We start from the raw sequence: 17726 nt of genomic DNA, 5'->3' as shown, positions 1-17726 counted from the left end.
AGCGGAGAGGTCACACCTGTTCCCATGCCGAACACAGTAGTTAAGCTCTCCAGCGCCCATGGTAGTTGGGGCTCGCGCCCCTGCGAGAGTAGGACGTTGCCAGGCAATTGAAAGACTTCTTAGTCATAGGACTAGGGAGTTTTTTTGTATGTTAAAATAGGGTAACTATTTCAAGGAAGGGATATTCATGAGTAATATTCTGCTATATACTCTTTATTCTATTTATTAATTATTTTACGCAAGTTAAGATGTGTGAATTAATTGTGTTGATAAAAAATCTTGTACAGGGGTGTGTTTTTATGTGGAGTAATTTCTTTGACCCGGAATTTTTAGAGTCTGTTACCAAGCTAATGATTGCACTAGTTTTATCAGGTTTAATTGGTTTTGAGAGGGAAGTTAATAAGCATTCCGCTGGTTTTCGTACTCATATTTTAGTTGGTGTCAGTTCTTGCTTAATGATGCTTCTTTCCATAAATGGTTTTCAGCATTTTATCGAAAATTACGATAATATTCAGTTTGATCCGGCTCGGATACCTTCCTATGTAATCAGTGGTATTGGTTTTCTTGGAGCAGGTACCATAATTGTAAATGGTGGAACTATTCGCGGACTGACCACGGCCGCTTCTATTTGGGCTGTTGCCGGACTAGGACTGATTGTTGGAATTGGCATGTATAAAGAGGCTGTTGTGACTACACTCATAATCCTTATAAGTTTGGTTGTTTTAAATAAATTTGAAAAAAGACTTCATAGGAAGAATCATCATATTATTTTTGAAGTAAAACTTACGAAGGAAAATAACACTTCTTCTTTTATTGAACGGGTACAATCCTATCCAATCGAAATTCGTGAATTTGATATTTCTAACGAGAGTCCAGAAATAACTAAAATAAAAATGTATATTGACGCGATTCATCAAAAGAAACGAGATAATTTATATGAATGGTTGTTAAAACAGGAAGAGGTAAAAAAAATTAAGATCCGTTTTCGAGCGTAAAGGGTTTGAGACAGCGTAAGAAAGGTTATAATAATGAAGACCAAATAGTTTTCAACCAAGCTGATATACAGTATAATAAATATATAGTCAAATATAGTCAAAGTCAGATTGGAGGAGGGAAAATGCGTAATATTTCAGATATTATAGAAGAATATTTGAAGGAAATCATGCATAACAATCAGCACAAAATCATTGAGATAAAGCGTAGTGAAATTGCCGATCGCTTCGAATGTGTTCCTTCTCAAATTAATTATGTCATCAATACACGGTTTACTTTAGAGAAAGGGTACTTAGTGGAAAGTAAACGTGGTGGCGGGGGCTATATTCGTATTAGTCGCATTACTAACGAAGATAAAGCTAAATTAATAGATGAAATTATTGAAATGATTCAGCCAAAGATCTCACAGCAAAAGGCAGTGAATATCCTAGAACGCCTTTTGGAAGAGGAATTAATTACGGAACGCGAAGCGAAGTTAATGGTTGGTGCGATTGATCGAAATACGCTCTCCTTTCAGTTGCCAATTCGTGATGAGATTCGAGCCAGAATTTTGTCCGCAATGCTTAATACCTTAAAATATCAATTTTAGGAGGTGTGCGGTATGGAGTGCCAAGAGTGCAAACAAAATCCGGCCACCGTTCATTTTGCACAAGTGATAAACGGTGAGAAAACAGAAATTCATGTCTGCCAGCGATGTGCAAAGGAAAAAGGTTATGTATCTCAAGAAGAAGATGCCTATTCCTTGCACCACCTTTTATCAGGACTGTTTAATCCAAAATCTAATGCAATGCACCACCAATCACTACAATCAAAAGAAAAAGAGCTACAATGTGAAAAATGCGGGATGACGTATCAACAATTTGCTAGAATTGGGAAGTTTGGATGTGCCTCATGCTATCATACTTTCTCCGAACATTTAAATCCGCTATTTCGCAAAGTGCATAGTGGTAACACGACACATGAGGGGAAAGTCCCAAAACGTGTAGGTTCTGATATTTATCAACGCAAAAAGCTAAGAGATTTAAAGATTAGGTTACAACAAGCAATCGCGGAGGAAGCCTTTGAATCTGCTGCGGAAATTCGCGATGAAATAAGGTCATTGGAAAAGAATCTAAATCGCTATGAGGAGCGTGATGATTCGTGAGTTTAGAGCAATTTATGAATGAAGCGATTAGCCCTTGGCTGAAAGAGAATGGACCTGACAGTGATATTGTTATGAGCAGCCGCGTTCGGTTAGCCCGAAATTTTGAACAGTCACCTTTTCCATTAATTGCTGAAGAAGAACAAATGGATAACATCCTCTATTTTATGGAAAAGGAATTTAACCATCGCTCTTATTTACAATATAAGGATTTCGAATTTGTTAAAATGTCTGATTTAAAACAAGTAGAAAAGCAAGTATTGGTGGAAAAGCATTTAATCAGCCCACACTTAGCCGAAAAGTCAAAAAATGGTGGAGCGTTAATCTCTAAGAATGAACAGGTATCGATTATGATTAATGAAGAAGACCATATTCGAGCGCAGTTATATTTTCCTGGTTTACAATTAGAGAAAGCATTGGAACAGGCTTTTCAATTAGATGACTGGCTAGAAGAAAAAATCGATTATGCCTTTGATGAAAATAGAGGTTACCTCACCAGTTGTCCTACAAACGTTGGTACCGGATTAAGGGCTTCTGTCATGATGCATTTACCTGCACTTGCATTAACACGAAAAATTAATAGAATGATCCCGGCAATTAATCAGTTAGGATTAGTGGTCCGCGGTATTTATGGTGAAGGTAGTGAAGCTTTAGGGAACATTTTTCAAATTTCCAACCAGATAACGTTGGGACGTTCTGAAGAGGATATTATCGAAGATTTAAAAGGTGTGGTTGATAAGTTAATTGAACATGAGAGGCATGCTCGAAACTTACTTATGGAACAATCAGAGTTGGAATTAGAGGATCGAGTATTTCGTTCCTATGGTATTTTACAGCATAGTCGAATTATTGAATCAAAAGAAACGGCAAAGTGTTTGTCCGATGTCCGTCTAGGTATTGACCTCGGATTCATTGAGAATATATCTAAATCGATTCTGAATGAATTGGTTGTCTTAACACAGCCGGCATTTTTACAACAATATGCCAAAAAAATACTGACACCGAATGAGCGGGATATATTTCGTGCATCCTTAATTAGGGAACGATTTACATTGGAGCAGAAGGAGGAATACTAATATGATGTTTGGACGCTTTACAGAAAGAGCACAAAAAGTATTAGCATTATCACAGGAAGAAGCGGTACGTCTTGGTCATAATAATATTGGCACTGAACATATTTTATTAGGACTGGTAAGTGAAGGGGAAGGAATTGCAGCAAAAGCACTTCATGCGATTGGACTTGGTGCTGATAAAATTAGAGCTGAAGTCGAATCTTTAATCGGAAAAGGTAACGAAGTATCTCAAACGATTCATTATACACCAAGGGCGAAGAAAGTTATTGAGTTATCAATGGATGAAGCTAGAAAATTAGGTCATTCGTATGTAGGTACTGAGCATATTTTATTAGGTCTTATTCGTGAAGGAGAAGGAGTAGCTGCTCGAGTTTTAAATAACCTTGGCGTCAGCCTCAATAAAGCACGCCAACAAGTCTTACAGCTGTTAGGGAGTTCAGAATCCGGGGGTTCTCAAAACGGACGGAATACGCAAAGTAATAACAATGCCAGTACTCCTACGTTAGATTCACTAGCACGTGATTTAACGTCGATTGCCAAAGAAGGCAATATCGATCCTGTTATTGGTCGAGAAAAAGAAATTGAGCGAGTCATTCAAGTTTTAAGTCGTCGTACAAAAAATAACCCTGTTTTGATTGGAGAGCCAGGTGTTGGTAAAACTGCAGTAGCGGAAGGCTTGGCGCAGCAGATCGTTCAAAATGAGGTACCGGAGATACTTCGCGATAAACGGGTAATGACACTTGATATGGGTACAGTAGTTGCTGGTACGAAATATCGTGGTGAATTTGAAGATCGCTTGAAAAAAGTAATGGAAGAAATTCGCCAGGCTAATAATGTGATCCTTTTTATTGACGAATTACACACCTTAATTGGAGCTGGTGGTGCTGAAGGTGCTATTGATGCTTCAAATATTTTAAAACCATCGTTAGCACGTGGTGAATTACAATGTATCGGTGCAACAACATTAGATGAATATCGCAAATATATTGAAAAAGACGCTGCATTAGAACGTCGTTTTCAACCAATTCAAGTGGATGAACCATCTGTTGAAGAATCGGTACAAATTTTGCAAGGCCTAAGAGATCGTTATGAAGCACATCACCGTGTGACGATTACAGATGAAGCAATTGAAGCAGCAGCAAAGCTGTCAGACCGTTATATCACAGACCGCTTCTTGCCGGATAAAGCAATTGATTTAATCGATGAGGCTGCCTCTAAGGTACGCTTGCGTTCTTACACTACTCCTCCTAATTTAAAGGAATTAGAACAGCAATTAGAAGAAGTACGCAAAGAAAAGGATGCCGCCGTTCAAAGTCAAGAATTCGAAAAGGCTGCGGCATTACGAGATGATGAACAAAAATTAAAAAAGGAACTAGAAGAAACAGAAACAAAGTGGAAAGAAAAACAGGGCCAAGAGAATTCTGAAGTAACAGTAGAAGATATTGCTAGCGTTGTATCAACATGGACGGGAGTACCGGTATCAGCGCTTACTAAGGATGAGAGTGAAAGATTATTGCATATGGAAGATATTTTGCATGATCGGTTAATTGGCCAGGAAGAGGCTGTTAAGGCAGTTTCCAAGGCAATCCGCCGTGCAAGAGCCGGTTTAAAAGATCCTAAACGCCCAATTGGTTCATTTATTTTCTTAGGCCCGACTGGTGTTGGGAAAACAGAACTTGCACGTGCATTAGCAGAATCCATGTTTGGTGATGAAGATGCCATGATTCGAATCGATATGTCAGAGTATATGGAGAAGCATGCAACCTCACGACTTGTTGGTTCACCGCCGGGATATGTCGGCTATGAAGAAGGCGGACAGCTAACAGAGAAAGTACGTAGAAAGCCATATTCTGTTGTCTTGTTAGACGAGGTAGAGAAGGCACACCCAGAAGTATTTAATATATTACTCCAAGTATTAGAAGATGGTCGTTTAACCGATTCTAAAGGACGTACCGTTGACTTTAGAAATACTGTTTTAATTATGACATCCAATGTCGGCGCAAATGAACTAAAACGCAATAAATATGTTGGTTTTAGTCTTGGGGATGAAGAACAGAATTATAAAGATATGCGTTCAAAAGTAACGACAGAATTAAAGAAAGCCTTTCGTCCGGAGTTCTTAAACCGTATTGACGAAACCATTGTTTTCCATTCACTAGAGAAAAAACATATGAAAAACATTGTTGAGCTAATGGTAAAAGAGTTACAGAAGCGTTTAACTGAACAGGAAATAGACTTTGTATTATCAGATAAGGCAATCGAAAAGATCGCAAATGAAGGATTTGACCCTGAATATGGTGCTAGACCATTACGTAGATCCATTCAAAAGAATGTGGAAGACTTATTATCAGAAGAGTTGTTAAAAGAAACCATCAAAAAAGGCGAAAAAGTAACGATTGACCTTGATGAATCAGGCGAATTCAAAGTCGTGTAAAAGCTAAAAATCGGAAGGATACCCCTTCCGATTTTTTCAACATTTACACTTGATGAAAATGACAAGTAGTTAGATGTAGTACTCACTCCTACTCCGAGCTCTCGGTTTCTTTGCTATTATCCATGGGAAACAGCACGTAGATCAAAGGTAGTAAATGGGACTTTTATGGAGATGCGGTTTGTGTGATATGAGGCAAGAATACCATCACCGTATAAGTAAGGAAGGAGATTTAAAGATTATCCTTTTTTTACACTTTTTACATACATCTTTAACTAAATTGATAGATCTCTGTAACTTATAAGAGGGTCTTTTCGTATATAATGAAAGGGAGCGATACTTTTGGCTAAGCGGAAATCTAAATTTGTTTGTCAATCCTGTGGTTATGAATCAGCTAAATGGATGGGGAAATGCCCAGGGTGTAACGAGTGGAATACATTAGTAGAAGAAGTGGCAGCTGCAAAAACAGTACGAGGTAATTGGGCAACAGGCACTGTCACAGCTCAAAAACCGGAAAAAATATCTAGTATTCAATCACAGGAAGAACCAAGAATTAAAACGAAAATGCAAGAGTTAAATCGTGTCCTCGGTGGCGGTATCGTGCAAGGTTCTTTAGTTTTAATCGGTGGTGACCCTGGAATCGGTAAATCTACGCTATTACTTCAGGTTTCCAGTCAATTAGCACAGCGCGACGTAGATGTGTTATACATTTCTGGAGAAGAATCAGCAAGACAGACAAAACTGAGAGCAGACAGATTAGCTATTTCTTCAGAAAGACTATATGTACTTTCTGAAACGAATCTAGTAGATATTGGAAATCAAATTGATCAATTAAAACCAGGGTTTGTGGTGATTGACTCTATTCAAACCATTTATAAAGAAGAAGTGACAAGTGCACCTGGTAGTGTTTCACAAGTACGAGAATGTACTAGTGAATTGATGCGTATTGCTAAGCAAAACCATATACCTATTTTTATAGTTGGGCATGTTACAAAGGAAGGATCTATTGCCGGTCCACGATTACTTGAGCATATGGTAGATGCCGTCTTATATTTCGAAGGGGAAAGGCACCATACTTTTCGGATATTGCGAGGTGTAAAAAATCGATTTGGCAGTACCAACGAAATGGGCATATTTGAAATGAGAGAAGAAGGATTGGCAGAAGTATTAAACCCTTCTGAGATCTTCCTAGAAGAACGATCACAAGGTGTTGCAGGTTCAACAATTGTTGCATCAATGGAAGGAACGAGACCGGTCTTAGTTGAGATACAAGCATTAATATCCCCTACGAGTTTCGGTAACCCTCGACGAATGGCAACAGGAATTGATCATAATCGAGTGCCGCTATTAATGGCTGTTTTAGAAAAAAGAGTTGGCTTAATGTTGCAAAATCAAGATGCATATGTGAAAGTAGCGGGTGGTGTAAAATTAGATGAACCTGCGATAGATTTAGCAGTTGCGATTAGTATTGCTTCAAGCTTTAGAGATAGAGCGCCACATACAGATGATGTGTTAGTTGGTGAGGTAGGACTTACCGGTGAAGTACGCAGAGTATCTCGAATTGAACAACGTGTACAAGAAGCAGCTAAATTAGGATTTAAGAGAGCGATCATTCCTGCAAAAAATATAGATGGATGGACGGCCCCTTCATCTATTGAACTTATTGGGGTAAACTCTGTCCAAGAAGCAATCAAGATAGCTTTGGGAGATTAAAAGTTATATGTTTATCTTTTTATATATATCATTTTCATTTGCGCTCTCCTTACGAGTAATGGCAGTTTAATAAAAAGCATAAACAATGTTTAAAATGTTAATAAATAGGAGAGACTAAATTATAGGAGGTGACTGTGGTGCTAAAACGATTCGTGCAACTATTTTTTATTATTGCAGGTGGTACCGCTGGATATTTATATATTCCAAGATTGTTGGAATTAATAGGGTTTGCTGAAGGTACATGGCTGATGTCTGACTATGTAGCGCCTTATGTTGGGTTAGTAGTAGGAGCAATTATTTTATTTATTGTGTCTATATGGATTTCTGATTATATTTTGAGTTTCTTTGCTTGGATTGAAGAGATGTTAATGAAAGCCCCAGTATCGGATTTATTATTTGGCAGTTTAGGTATTATTATTGGTTTAATTATTGCATATTTCTTAAATGATCCGATTCAATCGATTGATATACGAGTTGTTTCACAGGTAGTGCCAATTTTCTTAAGTTTCTTACTTGCCTATTTTGGATTCCAAGTTGGGTTTAAAAGAAGAGATGAATTTTTGCAATTATTTACGCTACCTAAAAGGGAAAAGAAAAAGTCCTTGATACCTGAAGAAGCTCATCTTGAATTGCCAAAACCAAAAATATTAGATACGAGTGTAATCATTGATGGACGAATTGCGGACATATGTCAAACGAGTTTTTTAGAAGGGACAATTATTATTCCTCAATTTGTTTTAGAAGAATTGCAGCATATTGCTGATTCTTCAGACGCATTAAAACGAAATCGTGGGCGCCGAGGTTTAGATATTCTAAATCGCATCCAGAAGGACTTACCGATAAATGTGGAGATTTATGAAGGGGATTTTGAGGAAATTCAAGAAGTTGACAGCAAATTGGTGAAACTAGCAAAAGTAATGAACGGTATTGTGGTAACGAATGATTTTAACTTAAATAAAGTATGTGAATTTCAAAAAGTACCTGTTTTAAATATTAACGATTTAGCTAATGCTGTTAAACCGATTGTATTGCCAGGTGAGGAACTGGCAGTACAGGTAATTAAAGACGGTAAAGAACAGAACCAAGGTGTCGCATACTTGGATGATGGTACTATGATTGTAGTCGAAGAAGGTAAAAACTATATCGGACAGAATATCGAAGTCGTGATTACAAGTGTACTGCAAACATCAGCAGGTCGAATGATCTTCGCCAAACCAAAATTGCTTGAAAAAGCACTCTAAAAAAGGTATAACTTATAAAGGATAGACAAAAGTGATAACATGATTGTTATCACTTTTTGTTAGTTTATTATTGCATTTTCAGACTTTCGAACAAATAGTATTTTCACTAGTTCGCAGTTGTTATCTACCTTAGAAGGGGAAAGTGAAGTCAGATTCATTTTGGTCTTTGAAGATGTTACCATTAATGGAGTAAAATCACAAAAACCTCTGTTACGAGATTGGAATAGAACTATAAGCTAGTTAATTAGAGATTGGGGTGGCCGCATGGTAAAATATAATGTGATCGTGTTAGCGGCAGGTCAAGGAAAACGCATGAATGCAGGCAAGAATAAACAATTTATTGAACTACTAAATGAACCTTTGATTATACATACTTTAAAGAAATTTATTCAGGACAACTGGTGCCAACATATTTACTTAGTCATCAACCCAAATGAGCAGGAACAAATGGAACATTTAATAGCTGCCTACCAGTGGCAAAACCAAATTACATTTGTTCACGGTGGGAGAGAACGACAAGAGAGCGGCTATAAAGGGTTACAGGCGATCAGCGTTAAATGTCAAGACATGGTTGTCATGATCCATGATGGAGCAAGACCATTTGTTGGAGAAGCACAATTACACGAGCTTGCTCAGGTAGCAAAAGAGAAAAAAGCAGCATTGCTGGCCGTGCCAGTTACCGATACAATAAAAAGAAAAAATGGGGACAAAATAGAGACATTGGATCGCTCATTATTGTGGGCTGCACAAACACCGCAAGCTTTTGACTATCAATTAATTAAAAAAGCTCATGAAAAGGCAATAGCAGCAGAATATCTTGGAACGGATGATGTGTCACTTGTGGAGGCTTTAGGAGAACCGGTAGCTATCGTCCAAGGTACTTATCAGAACGTTAAATTAACTACGCCAGAAGATATTATGCGAGCAGAGATGATCTTAGAAAGACAGGAGGAGAAATGATGTTTCGTATCGGACAAGGTTTTGACGTACATCAATTGGTCGAAGGAAGGCCTTGTATTATTGGAGGGATCGAGATACCGTATGAATATGGTCTATTAGGGCATTCTGATGCAGATGTGTTATTACACACAATTGCGGACGCTTGCCTTGGAGCCATTGGTGAAGGAGATATCGGCAAGCATTTTCCTGACACAGATCCGGCATTTAAGGACGCTGATTCCCAGACGTTATTACAGGAGGTATGGGAAATCGTTGAACAGAAAGGGTATAAGCTCGGCAACTTGGATTGTACGGTGATAGCCCAAGCACCTAAGCTTGCGCCATATGTTGCACCAATCCAGGAAAATATAGCTCGACTTTTGAAATGTGACAAAGAGCAAATTAATGTTAAAGCGACGACAACAGAACAGCTTGGTTTTACTGGTAGAAAAGAAGGAATAGCTGCACAAGCTGTTGTACTCCTAATGAAGAAATAAAAACGTAACACTTTGTCGAAAATAATGATAAAATAAAGATAATTGGTGAAAAAGACCGTTAAACAATAATGGAGGGACAATGACAATGGGAAATGAAGTACGTGTTCGTTATGCACCAAGTCCAACAGGGCATTTGCATATCGGTAACGCAAGAACAGCTCTTTTTAATTATTTATATGCGAAACACCTAGGTGGATCATTCATTATTCGAACTGAAGATACGGATGAAAAGCGTAACGTAGAAGGTGGCGAAGAGAGTCAATTACGCTATTTGAAGTGGCTTGGATTAGAATGGGATGAAGGTGCTGATATCGGTGGTGAATATGGTCCCTACCGTCAAACAGAACGTTTAGACATCTATCAAAAATATGTGGATGAGCTACTAGAGCGTGGTTTAGCATATAAATGTTATATGACAGAGGACGAATTGGAAGCAGAACGTGAAGAACAACGTGCTAATGGCCAGGTACCGAAGTATTCTGGGGCACACCGTGATCTAACTGAGGAGCAAATAAAGCAATTTGAAGCGGAAGGAAGAAAGCCTAGTATCCGATTCCGTGTACCAGATAACAAAACATATACGTTTAATGATATTGTACGTGGTAACATCACATTCGAATCCGGAGATTTCGGTGACTGGGTTATGGTGAAGAAAAACGGGATTCCAACTTATAACTTTGCCGTAGCGATTGATGATTATCATATGAAAATAAGCCATGTATTACGTGGGGAAGAGCATATATCGAATACACCAAAGCAGATGATGATCTTTGAAGCTTTTGGCTGGGATACTCCCCAATATGGTCATATGACATTAATTTTAAACGAAAACCGTAAGAAATTAAGTAAACGTGATGAGCACATCTTGCAATTTATTGAACAATATAAAAATCTTGGCTACCTACCAGAGGCTTTGTTTAACTTTATTACATTGCTTGGTTGGTCACCGGTAGGCGAGGAAGAACTATTTACACAGGAAGAGTTTATCAAAATGTTTGATCCGGCTCGTTTATCCACATCACCTGCGATCTTTGACCCAGCAAAGTTAAAATGGATGAACAATCAGTATATTAAGCAAGCTTCTTTAGACGAAGTGGTAGAATTAAGCTTGCCACACTTGATAGAAGCGGGAAAACTCCCTGCAGAGATGAGCGAAGAACAAAAAGAGTGGGCAGTAAACGTAATTAGTTTATACCATGAACAACTATCCTATGGTGCTGAGATTGTCGAGTTAACAGAGCTTTTCTTTAAAACCGATATTGACTATAAGGAAGAGGCAATGGCGGTACTAAAAGAAGAGCAGGTACCAGAAGTTTTGGAAGGCTTTTTGGAACAGTTCAGTAATATAGAGGAATTATCGCCGGAAGCAATTAAAGCTAGTATTAAAGACACACAAAAAGCAACAAAACAAAAGGGTAAAAAGCTATTTATGCCAATTCGTGTGGCGACAACAGGAGAAGTCCATGGTCCTGAATTACCGAATGCGATCTATCTTTTAGGAGAAGATATTGTCAAAGCAAGACTGAAAAATGTATTAGAGCTAATCAAATAAGTAGCAAATTTTAACAAATATACTATAATAGTAAGTAATAAGGTACGTTGACGAGGAGAAGTAAAAGAAATCTTGCTTGTTCAGAGAAAACCATCACAGGCTGAGAATGGTTGAAGCACATTTCTTTGAAATGCACCTCAGAGTTTCTTCCTGAATGAAGTACGGAAGAACGGTTTACCACCGTTATCGGTCAAAGTTGAGGGAAGAATCATTCCCTAAACAGAGTGGAACCGCGCAGCAAAAGCGTCTCTGAGTTATCAAACCCAGAGACGCTTTTTTTATTTTAAAAAAACTGTTTTAATCCTACTATATCTTTTCTTAGGGAGTGCTTGATTATCGCTCCGGCAGAGCACTCAACAAAATCAGAGTCTGTCTAGTTCGTAGTTTGACTTATATACAATAGGGGGAATGATAGTCCGTGGGTTTTTTCAAGTTACTTAAAGAAGACATCGAAGTCATCTTTGATCAAGACCCAGCAGCACGCACCTATATCGAAGTTTGTTTAACTTATTCCGGATTACATGCGATCTGGTCACATCGAATCGCACATGCATTTTATCGAAAAAAATTCTTTTTTATCGCGAGAGTTATCTCTCAAATCAGCCGTTTCTTTACTGGAATTGAAATTCATCCAGGTGCTAAAATAGGCAGACGATTCTTCATAGACCATGGAATGGGAGTTGTCATAGGTGAAACATGTGAAATCGGCGATAATGTGACGATATATCAAGGTGTTACATTAGGAGGGACAGGAAAAGAAAAAGGAAAACGACACCCGACTATTAAAGATAATGCACTGGTTGCTACAGGAGCGAAAGTACTAGGATCGATTACAATTGGAGAAAGCTCAAAAATCGGTGCCGGTTCAGTAGTATTAAGAGATGTTCCGGATCATTCAACGGTTGTCGGCATCCCTGGAAGAGTCGTTATTCAAAATGGTGAGAAAGTACGTAAGGATTTAGATCACCACAAGCTTCCTGATCCAATCAGTGAAGTGTTAAAGGAAATGGAAGATGAGATACAACGATTAAAAAACGAGGTAAAAGATTTAAAAGGAGAGAATCAACATGACCATTAGGATATACAATACACTTACACGAAAAAAAGAATTATTTAAATCGATAGAAGCCAATCGTGTCAAAATGTATGTTTGTGGTCCAACAGTGTATAACTACATTCATATTGGAAATGCACGTCCTGCTATTGTTTTTGATACGGTAAGAAGGTATTTTGAATATAAAGGCTATCAAGTAGACTATGTGCTCAACTTCACCGATGTCGATGATAAACTGATCAAGGCTGCTAATGAATTAGGAGAAGAAGTGCCAACCATTGCAGAACGCTTTATTAAAGCTTATAAAGAAGATGTCGGCGTGCTTGGAGTAAAAGAAGCCGTTCACCATCCTAGAGTTACTGAAACAATGGATGATATTATCAAATTCATTTCTACCTTAATAGATAAAGGTCATGCTTATGAAGCAGACGGAGATGTGTACTTTAAAACGAGATCGTTTGATGAGTATGGAAAGCTGTCACATCAATCAATAGATGAATTACGATCAGGTGCACGTATTCAAGTAGGGGAGAAAAAACAAGATCCGTTAGATTTTGCCTTATGGAAGCAAGCGAAAGGTGGAGAAATATCTTGGGATTCGCCATGGGGGAAAGGGCGTCCGGGCTGGCATATTGAATGCTCAGCAATGGCTAAAAAATATCTTGGTGATACGATTGATATACATGCTGGTGGTCAAGACTTAACATTCCCTCATCACGAAAATGAGATTGCTCAATCTGAGGCATGTAATGGCACCTCATTCGCAAATTATTGGATGCATAATGGGTATATTAACATCGATAATGAAAAAATGTCGAAATCACTCGGTAATTTTGTTTTAGCACATGATCTTATACAAAAACACGATCCGAAAGTTTTACGTTTCTTTATGCTAAGTGTACATTATCGTAACCCGATCAATTTTAGTGATACGTTATTAGAGAGTGCCAAAAATAGTTATGACCGAATTGAAAATGCGTTAACTAATCTGGAGCATCGTAAAGAGTCAAGTGTTAATTTAGCAGACGATAACGAAAATTGGTTGATAAAAATCGAAGAGTTGAAACAACAGTTTGAAAAAGAAATGGATGATGACTTCAATACAGCTAATGCCATAGCAGTTATCTTCGATTTAGTGAAAGAAGCGAATGTATACTTGCAATCAGACCATACGCATGTTGAAGTCCTAGATGCGTTTATTGCTACACTAACCACTTGGTTAAACGTGCTAGGCATTCCGGAGACAGATGAAGATGAATTACTCGATGAAGAGATTGAAGCCTTAATAGAGAAAAGAATCGAAGCAAGAAAAAACAAAGACTTTCAAATGGCAGATAAAATTCGGGATGATCTGAAAGAACGCAATATCATTCTGGAGGATACACCACAAGGCACAAGATGGAAGCGAGGTTAATAATGACAACACAGCAACCGCGAGAAATGAAAAGTCTTGCCCTCGCTTATATGGGGGATGCAATTTATGAAAAATATGTAAGAGAATATGTGATCAATAAAGGGACTGTGAAAGTGCAAGAATTGCATCAGCATGCTGTCAAGTTTGTAAAAGCAACAGCACAGGCAAAGGTAGTTCATGAATGGATGGAAACAAACGAGCTCACTACAGAAGAATTAGCTATTGTGAAAAGGGGGCGGAATGCCAAATCTGGTTCCGTTCCTAAGAACACAAGTGTACAAGCATACAGGTACAGCACAGCATTTGAAACACTGATTGGTTTTCTGTATTTGGACCAGCAGCATCAACGGTTAGAATTACTTATCAAACAAGCAATTAACATTACGGAGAAAGGAGATGGTCAAGCATGAGCGGAGAATGGATTATTGGAAAAAACACAGTATTGGAAGCTTTGGAATCTGACCGTTCTATCCAAAAATTATATCTGGCAGAAAATCTGAATGCTTCTTTAGTAAAGAAAATTCAAGGTTTAGCTAAGGCAAAAAACGCACCAGTCCAACGAGTACCAAAAAAGAAACTTGATCAATTGGTTGATGGTAATCATCAAGGTATCGCAGCAATGGTTGCTGCTTATGACTATGCCTCATTGGATCAGTTATTCGATATAGCAGAAAAAAGGGATGAACCGCCATTCTTTTTAATTTTAGATGAAATCGAAGACCCGCATAATTTAGGCTCTATTCTTCGTAGTGCAGATGCAACAGGTGTTCATGGCGTTATTATCCCAAAACGAAGAGCAGTAGGTTTAACCGCTACTGTGGCCAAAACATCAGTTGGTGCAATTGAACATATACCAGTAGTGAGGGTAACCAATATTGCACAAACAATTGAGGAATTAAAGACACGTAGTGTGTGGGTTGTCGGAACAGAAGCAGAAGCAACAGAGGACTATCGCAAGTTAGATGGTCAACTACCGATTGCGCTTGTTATTGGCAATGAAGGAAAAGGAATTAGCCGTTTAGTGAAGCAAAAGTGTGATTGGACAGTTAGTTTACCAATGGTAGGCTCCGTTTCATCGTTAAATGCATCGGTTGCAGCAAGTATACTAATGTATGAAGTATTTAGAAAAAGAGACGAACATGGTGAATCCTGATGGATGTACTGTTAGTGGATGGGTACAACATGATTGGTGCCTGGGAGGAATTAAAATCTTTAAAGGAAACGGATTTAGAGCAAGCTAGGTTGTTACTGATTGACAAAATGGCGGAATATCAAGCATACCGTAAAAGAAAAGTAATTGTTGTCTTTGATGCTTATGAGGTAAGAGGTTTAGAAAATAGGCAACAACAATATAAAGTAGAGGTTATTTTCACGAAAGAAAATGAAACAGCTGACCAATGTATTGAACGACTTGTCAAAGAATTTAAAAATGTACGGACAAAGGTGTTTGTAGCGACTTCTGATTATACAGAACAACGTACGATTTTCGCACAAGGCGCATTCCGAATTTCTGCTAGAGAACTGGATATTGAATTGAAAAATATTCAAAAAGAAATAGAGGTAGATATAATAGAACATCAGCAAAATAAAAGAAAAAGTAAGATCCCTTTGGACGATAAGGTGTTGAAAGTATTCGAGGAATGGAGACGTGGTAATAAATAAAAACAAAAAGACCAGTTGACGTAAATTAAGCGCTTCCTGTATAATGTTGCTAATGTAGTCTGCAATACCTAATTTTTGGCAATAAGCCGGGAGGAGTCCCAATAATCACATGCGAGTAGAAAATGGAGATACTGACTTTCAGCAATTAGACGATAATGAATTAGTATTGCTAGTGCAGAGCGGAGACACCCAAGCGCTCGAATTTTTAATTCACCGATATAAATCATTCGTTCGAGCCAAAGCCAAAACGTATTTTCTAGTAGGAGCTGATCATGAGGATATTGCACAAGAAGGAATGATCGGGCTGTATAAAGCCATTCGTGATTTTCAAGAGGACAAGCTATCTTCCTTTAAAGCATTTGCAGAATTATGTATTACCAGACAAATTATCACCGCTATTAAAACAGCAACAAGGCAAAAGCATATGCCATTGAACTCTTATGTTTCTTTGGATAAACCTATCTATAGTGATGATTCCGAGAGAACATTATTAGATGTTCTAGAAGCTACTATCGCAATGGACCCACAAGAATTGCTAGTAAATAGAGAGCGTTATGGAGATATGGAAAATAAACTTGCAGAGCTCCTGAGTAAATTAGAGCGTGAAGTGTTATTGCTTTACCTTGAAGGAAAATCCTATCAGGAAATTTCTTCTGAATTAAATCGCCACGCTAAATCAATTGATAATGCCCTTCAGAGAGTAAAGAGAAAACTGGAGAAATATTTAGAAGCGAGTGGTATACATATAACATAGTCCATTCTAGTATTAGGACATTGACAGTATTCATTAACCATGCTACATTATAAGAGTTGTAATAACCCATTAAGAGGTGGGAAGATTGGGTAAAAAAATAGCACTTGCGTGCGAGGTTTGTCATAGTAGAAATTATAGTACAGAAAAGAATCCATCGATTTCTGATCGAATTGAAATAAAGAAATTTTGTAAGAGATGCAATCGGCATACCATTCATCGCGAAACAAAGTAGACTTTGACGGTAGTTAGTAGATAGTTTGGAGGTACCTTCTGTGAAACCAGTTACTTTTTTAAAGAATGTCAACCGGGAAATGAAGAAAGTTTCATGGCCAAGGGGTCGTGAATTAACTCGTTATACCATTACAGTAGTTTTTACCGTTGCTTTTGTAACAGTTTTTTTTGCGCTAATTGATTTAGGTATTACTCAACTTCTTAATATGTTATTTGAATAATTCACTATTATATATGTTATACTGTAACTAAATATGTAAGAGAAGAACCCGTTTGGCGGGTTTTTTAAATGCAAAGAAATCGACCAAAGGAGAAGTTAAATTAAGGGAGGGAAGGGCGAACAAAAGCCCTCGATATTATGGAAAAAAGATGGTATGTCGTGCATACTTATTCAGGTTACGAAAACAAAGTAAAAACCAATTTAGAAAAACGTTTAGAATCTATGGGGATGGAAGATAAGATTTTCCGTGTATTAGTCCCTGAAGATGAAGAAACAGAAATTAAGAACGGAAAAAAGAAAGTGGCGAAAAAGAAAGTATTTCCAGGGTATGTGTTAGCGGAAATGGTTATGACGGATGACTCTTGGTATGTTGTGCGCAATACACCGGGAGTTACAGGATTCGTAGGGTCTGCTGGTTCAGGTTCCAAACCTACGCCGTTGCTTGAAGAAGAGGTAGAAGCTATTTTGAAGCGAATGGGTTATGATGAGCCTGTTACAGAAGTAGACTTCGAAATGAAAGAAACAGTGGAAGTAACAGATGGTCCATTTAACGGTTTTTCTGGTACGATTGAAAACATAGATTTAGATAAACAAAAAGTAAAAGTCCATGTTAATATGTTTGGTAGAGAAACACCAGTGGAATTGGACTTTTCACAAATAAAGAGGCTATCCTAAGATTGCTCACTGTGTAAAAATATTGGAAAACCACTTGCATTTTTATTTATATAATGCTAAAATTCTTATGTTCTTTATGCCTCGAGTATAAGGTTATTTTTGCATATGTAATCGAGTGGGAGGGCAATAGCCCTAT

At 37.9% G+C, this 17726-nt stretch carries 19 protein-coding genes, 1 rRNA gene and 1 other annotated feature; all 20 genes read left to right on the top strand.

The features are described from left to right. Nucleotides 1-105, top strand: a 5S ribosomal RNA gene (gene rrf, locus ACTNEP_RS17505); the annotation flags it as partial. A gap of 194 nt (nt 106-299) precedes the next feature. Then, nucleotides 300-995 carry an MgtC/SapB family protein gene (locus tag ACTNEP_RS17500; protein WP_441163265.1) on the top strand — a complete coding sequence of 232 codons (696 nt, stop codon included), beginning with the start codon at nt 300-302 and terminating at the stop codon, nt 993-995. Nucleotides 996-1117: 122 nt separating this feature from the next. After that, entirely contained in the window at nt 1118-1582 is a 465-nt protein-coding gene (locus ACTNEP_RS17495; protein ID WP_441163264.1) for a CtsR family transcriptional regulator, read from the top strand. A 12-nt stretch (nt 1583-1594) separates the two neighbouring features. Next, nucleotides 1595-2137, top strand: a complete 543-nt coding sequence (locus tag ACTNEP_RS17490) for a UvrB/UvrC motif-containing protein (protein ID WP_441163263.1) — start codon at nt 1595-1597, stop codon at nt 2135-2137. Further along, nucleotides 2134-3210, top strand: coding sequence for a protein arginine kinase (locus ACTNEP_RS17485; RefSeq protein WP_441163262.1), 1077 nt, complete (start codon nt 2134-2136; stop codon nt 3208-3210). Before ACTNEP_RS17490 ends, ACTNEP_RS17485 begins: the two co-directional genes overlap by 4 nt. Before the next feature lies 1 nt (nt 3211). Beyond that, nucleotides 3212-5641, top strand: a complete 2430-nt coding sequence (gene clpC, locus ACTNEP_RS17480) for an ATP-dependent protease ATP-binding subunit ClpC (protein WP_441163261.1) — start codon at nt 3212-3214, stop codon at nt 5639-5641. Nucleotides 5642-5980: 339 nt separating this feature from the next. Continuing rightward, nucleotides 5981-7351: a DNA repair protein RadA gene (gene radA, locus ACTNEP_RS17475; protein ID WP_441163260.1), complete on the top strand. Its 1371-nt coding sequence runs from the start codon at nt 5981-5983 to the stop codon at nt 7349-7351. 137 nt (nt 7352-7488) lie between these two features. Continuing rightward, entirely contained in the window at nt 7489-8592 is a 1104-nt protein-coding gene (locus tag ACTNEP_RS17470) for a PIN/TRAM domain-containing protein (RefSeq protein ID WP_441163259.1), read from the top strand. Between the two features lie 264 nt (nt 8593-8856). Next, on the top strand, nt 8857-9552 hold the full coding sequence (ispD, locus tag ACTNEP_RS17465) for a 2-C-methyl-D-erythritol 4-phosphate cytidylyltransferase (protein WP_441163258.1): 696 nt from the start codon (nt 8857-8859) through the stop codon (nt 9550-9552). Next, nucleotides 9552-10028, top strand: coding sequence for a 2-C-methyl-D-erythritol 2,4-cyclodiphosphate synthase (gene ispF / locus ACTNEP_RS17460; RefSeq protein ID WP_441163257.1), 477 nt, complete (start codon nt 9552-9554; stop codon nt 10026-10028). Before ispD ends, ispF begins: the two co-directional genes overlap by 1 nt. A gap of 85 nt (nt 10029-10113) precedes the next feature. Further along, nucleotides 10114-11580, top strand: coding sequence for a glutamate--tRNA ligase (gene gltX, locus ACTNEP_RS17455; RefSeq protein WP_441163256.1), 1467 nt, complete (start codon nt 10114-10116; stop codon nt 11578-11580). Between the two features lie 38 nt (nt 11581-11618). Further along, nucleotides 11619-11834 (top strand) — a binding site (T-box leader). A 164-nt stretch (nt 11835-11998) separates the two neighbouring features. Beyond that, the gene (cysE, locus tag ACTNEP_RS17450; RefSeq protein ID WP_441163255.1) at nt 11999-12658 is read left to right on the top strand and encodes a serine O-acetyltransferase; all 660 of its coding nucleotides are present in this window, start codon (nt 11999-12001) and stop codon (nt 12656-12658) included. Next, nucleotides 12648-14048 (top strand): cysteine--tRNA ligase, encoded by a 1401-nt coding sequence (gene cysS / locus ACTNEP_RS17445; protein WP_441163254.1) that lies wholly within the window; start codon nt 12648-12650, stop codon nt 14046-14048. Before cysE ends, cysS begins: the two co-directional genes overlap by 11 nt. A gap of 2 nt (nt 14049-14050) precedes the next feature. Continuing rightward, the gene (locus ACTNEP_RS17440; protein ID WP_441163253.1) at nt 14051-14458 is read left to right on the top strand and encodes a Mini-ribonuclease 3; all 408 of its coding nucleotides are present in this window, start codon (nt 14051-14053) and stop codon (nt 14456-14458) included. Beyond that, entirely contained in the window at nt 14455-15201 is a 747-nt protein-coding gene (gene rlmB, locus ACTNEP_RS17435; protein WP_441163252.1) for a 23S rRNA (guanosine(2251)-2'-O)-methyltransferase RlmB, read from the top strand. Before ACTNEP_RS17440 ends, rlmB begins: the two co-directional genes overlap by 4 nt. After that, entirely contained in the window at nt 15201-15710 is a 510-nt protein-coding gene (locus ACTNEP_RS17430; RefSeq protein ID WP_441163251.1) for an NYN domain-containing protein, read from the top strand. The genes rlmB and ACTNEP_RS17430 overlap by 1 nt, the downstream gene beginning before the upstream one ends. 109 nt (nt 15711-15819) lie before the next feature. Further along, nucleotides 15820-16464, top strand: coding sequence for an RNA polymerase sporulation sigma factor SigH (gene sigH / locus ACTNEP_RS17425; RefSeq protein WP_441163250.1), 645 nt, complete (start codon nt 15820-15822; stop codon nt 16462-16464). Nucleotides 16465-16549: 85 nt separating this feature from the next. Further along, complete coding sequence (gene rpmG / locus ACTNEP_RS17420) at nt 16550-16696, top strand: 50S ribosomal protein L33 (protein WP_083939084.1); 147 nt, start codon at nt 16550-16552, stop codon at nt 16694-16696. Nucleotides 16697-16736: 40 nt separating this feature from the next. After that, the gene (gene secE, locus ACTNEP_RS17415; protein ID WP_100362639.1) at nt 16737-16916 is read left to right on the top strand and encodes a preprotein translocase subunit SecE; all 180 of its coding nucleotides are present in this window, start codon (nt 16737-16739) and stop codon (nt 16914-16916) included. A 137-nt stretch (nt 16917-17053) separates the two neighbouring features. Beyond that, nucleotides 17054-17590, top strand: coding sequence for a transcription termination/antitermination protein NusG (gene nusG, locus ACTNEP_RS17410; protein WP_441163249.1), 537 nt, complete (start codon nt 17054-17056; stop codon nt 17588-17590). Nucleotides 17591-17726 lie beyond the last annotated feature (136 nt).

The sequence above is a fragment of the Gracilibacillus sp. HCP3S3_G5_2 genome (genome assembly GCF_052063305.1).
In the GTDB taxonomy this organism is placed as follows: Bacteria; Bacillota; Bacilli; order Bacillales; family Amphibacillaceae; genus Gracilibacillus.
The sequence above is the reverse complement of the archived record's forward strand: the minus strand, read 5'-3'. Positions and strand labels throughout refer to the sequence as shown.

What these genes read in the sequence shown, in the direction of transcription:
- ACTNEP_RS17500 (WP_441163265.1), top strand. Translation starts at nt 300, where the DNA reads ATGTGGAGTAATTTCTTTGACCCGGAATTTTTAGAGTCTGTTACCAAG.
- ACTNEP_RS17495 (WP_441163264.1), top strand. Translation starts at nt 1,118, where the DNA reads ATGCGTAATATTTCAGATATTATAGAAGAATATTTGAAGGAAATCATG.
- ACTNEP_RS17490 (WP_441163263.1), top strand. Translation starts at nt 1,595, where the DNA reads ATGGAGTGCCAAGAGTGCAAACAAAATCCGGCCACCGTTCATTTTGCA.
- clpC (WP_441163261.1), top strand. Translation starts at nt 3,212, where the DNA reads ATGATGTTTGGACGCTTTACAGAAAGAGCACAAAAAGTATTAGCATTA.
- ispD (WP_441163258.1), top strand. Translation starts at nt 8,857, where the DNA reads ATGGTAAAATATAATGTGATCGTGTTAGCGGCAGGTCAAGGAAAACGC.
- ispF (WP_441163257.1), top strand. Translation starts at nt 9,552, where the DNA reads ATGTTTCGTATCGGACAAGGTTTTGACGTACATCAATTGGTCGAAGGA.
- gltX (WP_441163256.1), top strand. Translation starts at nt 10,114, where the DNA reads ATGGGAAATGAAGTACGTGTTCGTTATGCACCAAGTCCAACAGGGCAT.
- cysS (WP_441163254.1), top strand. Translation starts at nt 12,648, where the DNA reads ATGACCATTAGGATATACAATACACTTACACGAAAAAAAGAATTATTT.
- ACTNEP_RS17440 (WP_441163253.1), top strand. Translation starts at nt 14,051, where the DNA reads ATGACAACACAGCAACCGCGAGAAATGAAAAGTCTTGCCCTCGCTTAT.
- rlmB (WP_441163252.1), top strand. Translation starts at nt 14,455, where the DNA reads ATGAGCGGAGAATGGATTATTGGAAAAAACACAGTATTGGAAGCTTTG.
- ACTNEP_RS17430 (WP_441163251.1), top strand. Translation starts at nt 15,201, where the DNA reads ATGGATGTACTGTTAGTGGATGGGTACAACATGATTGGTGCCTGGGAG.
- sigH (WP_441163250.1), top strand. Translation starts at nt 15,820, where the DNA reads ATGCGAGTAGAAAATGGAGATACTGACTTTCAGCAATTAGACGATAAT.
- nusG (WP_441163249.1), top strand. Translation starts at nt 17,054, where the DNA reads ATGGAAAAAAGATGGTATGTCGTGCATACTTATTCAGGTTACGAAAAC.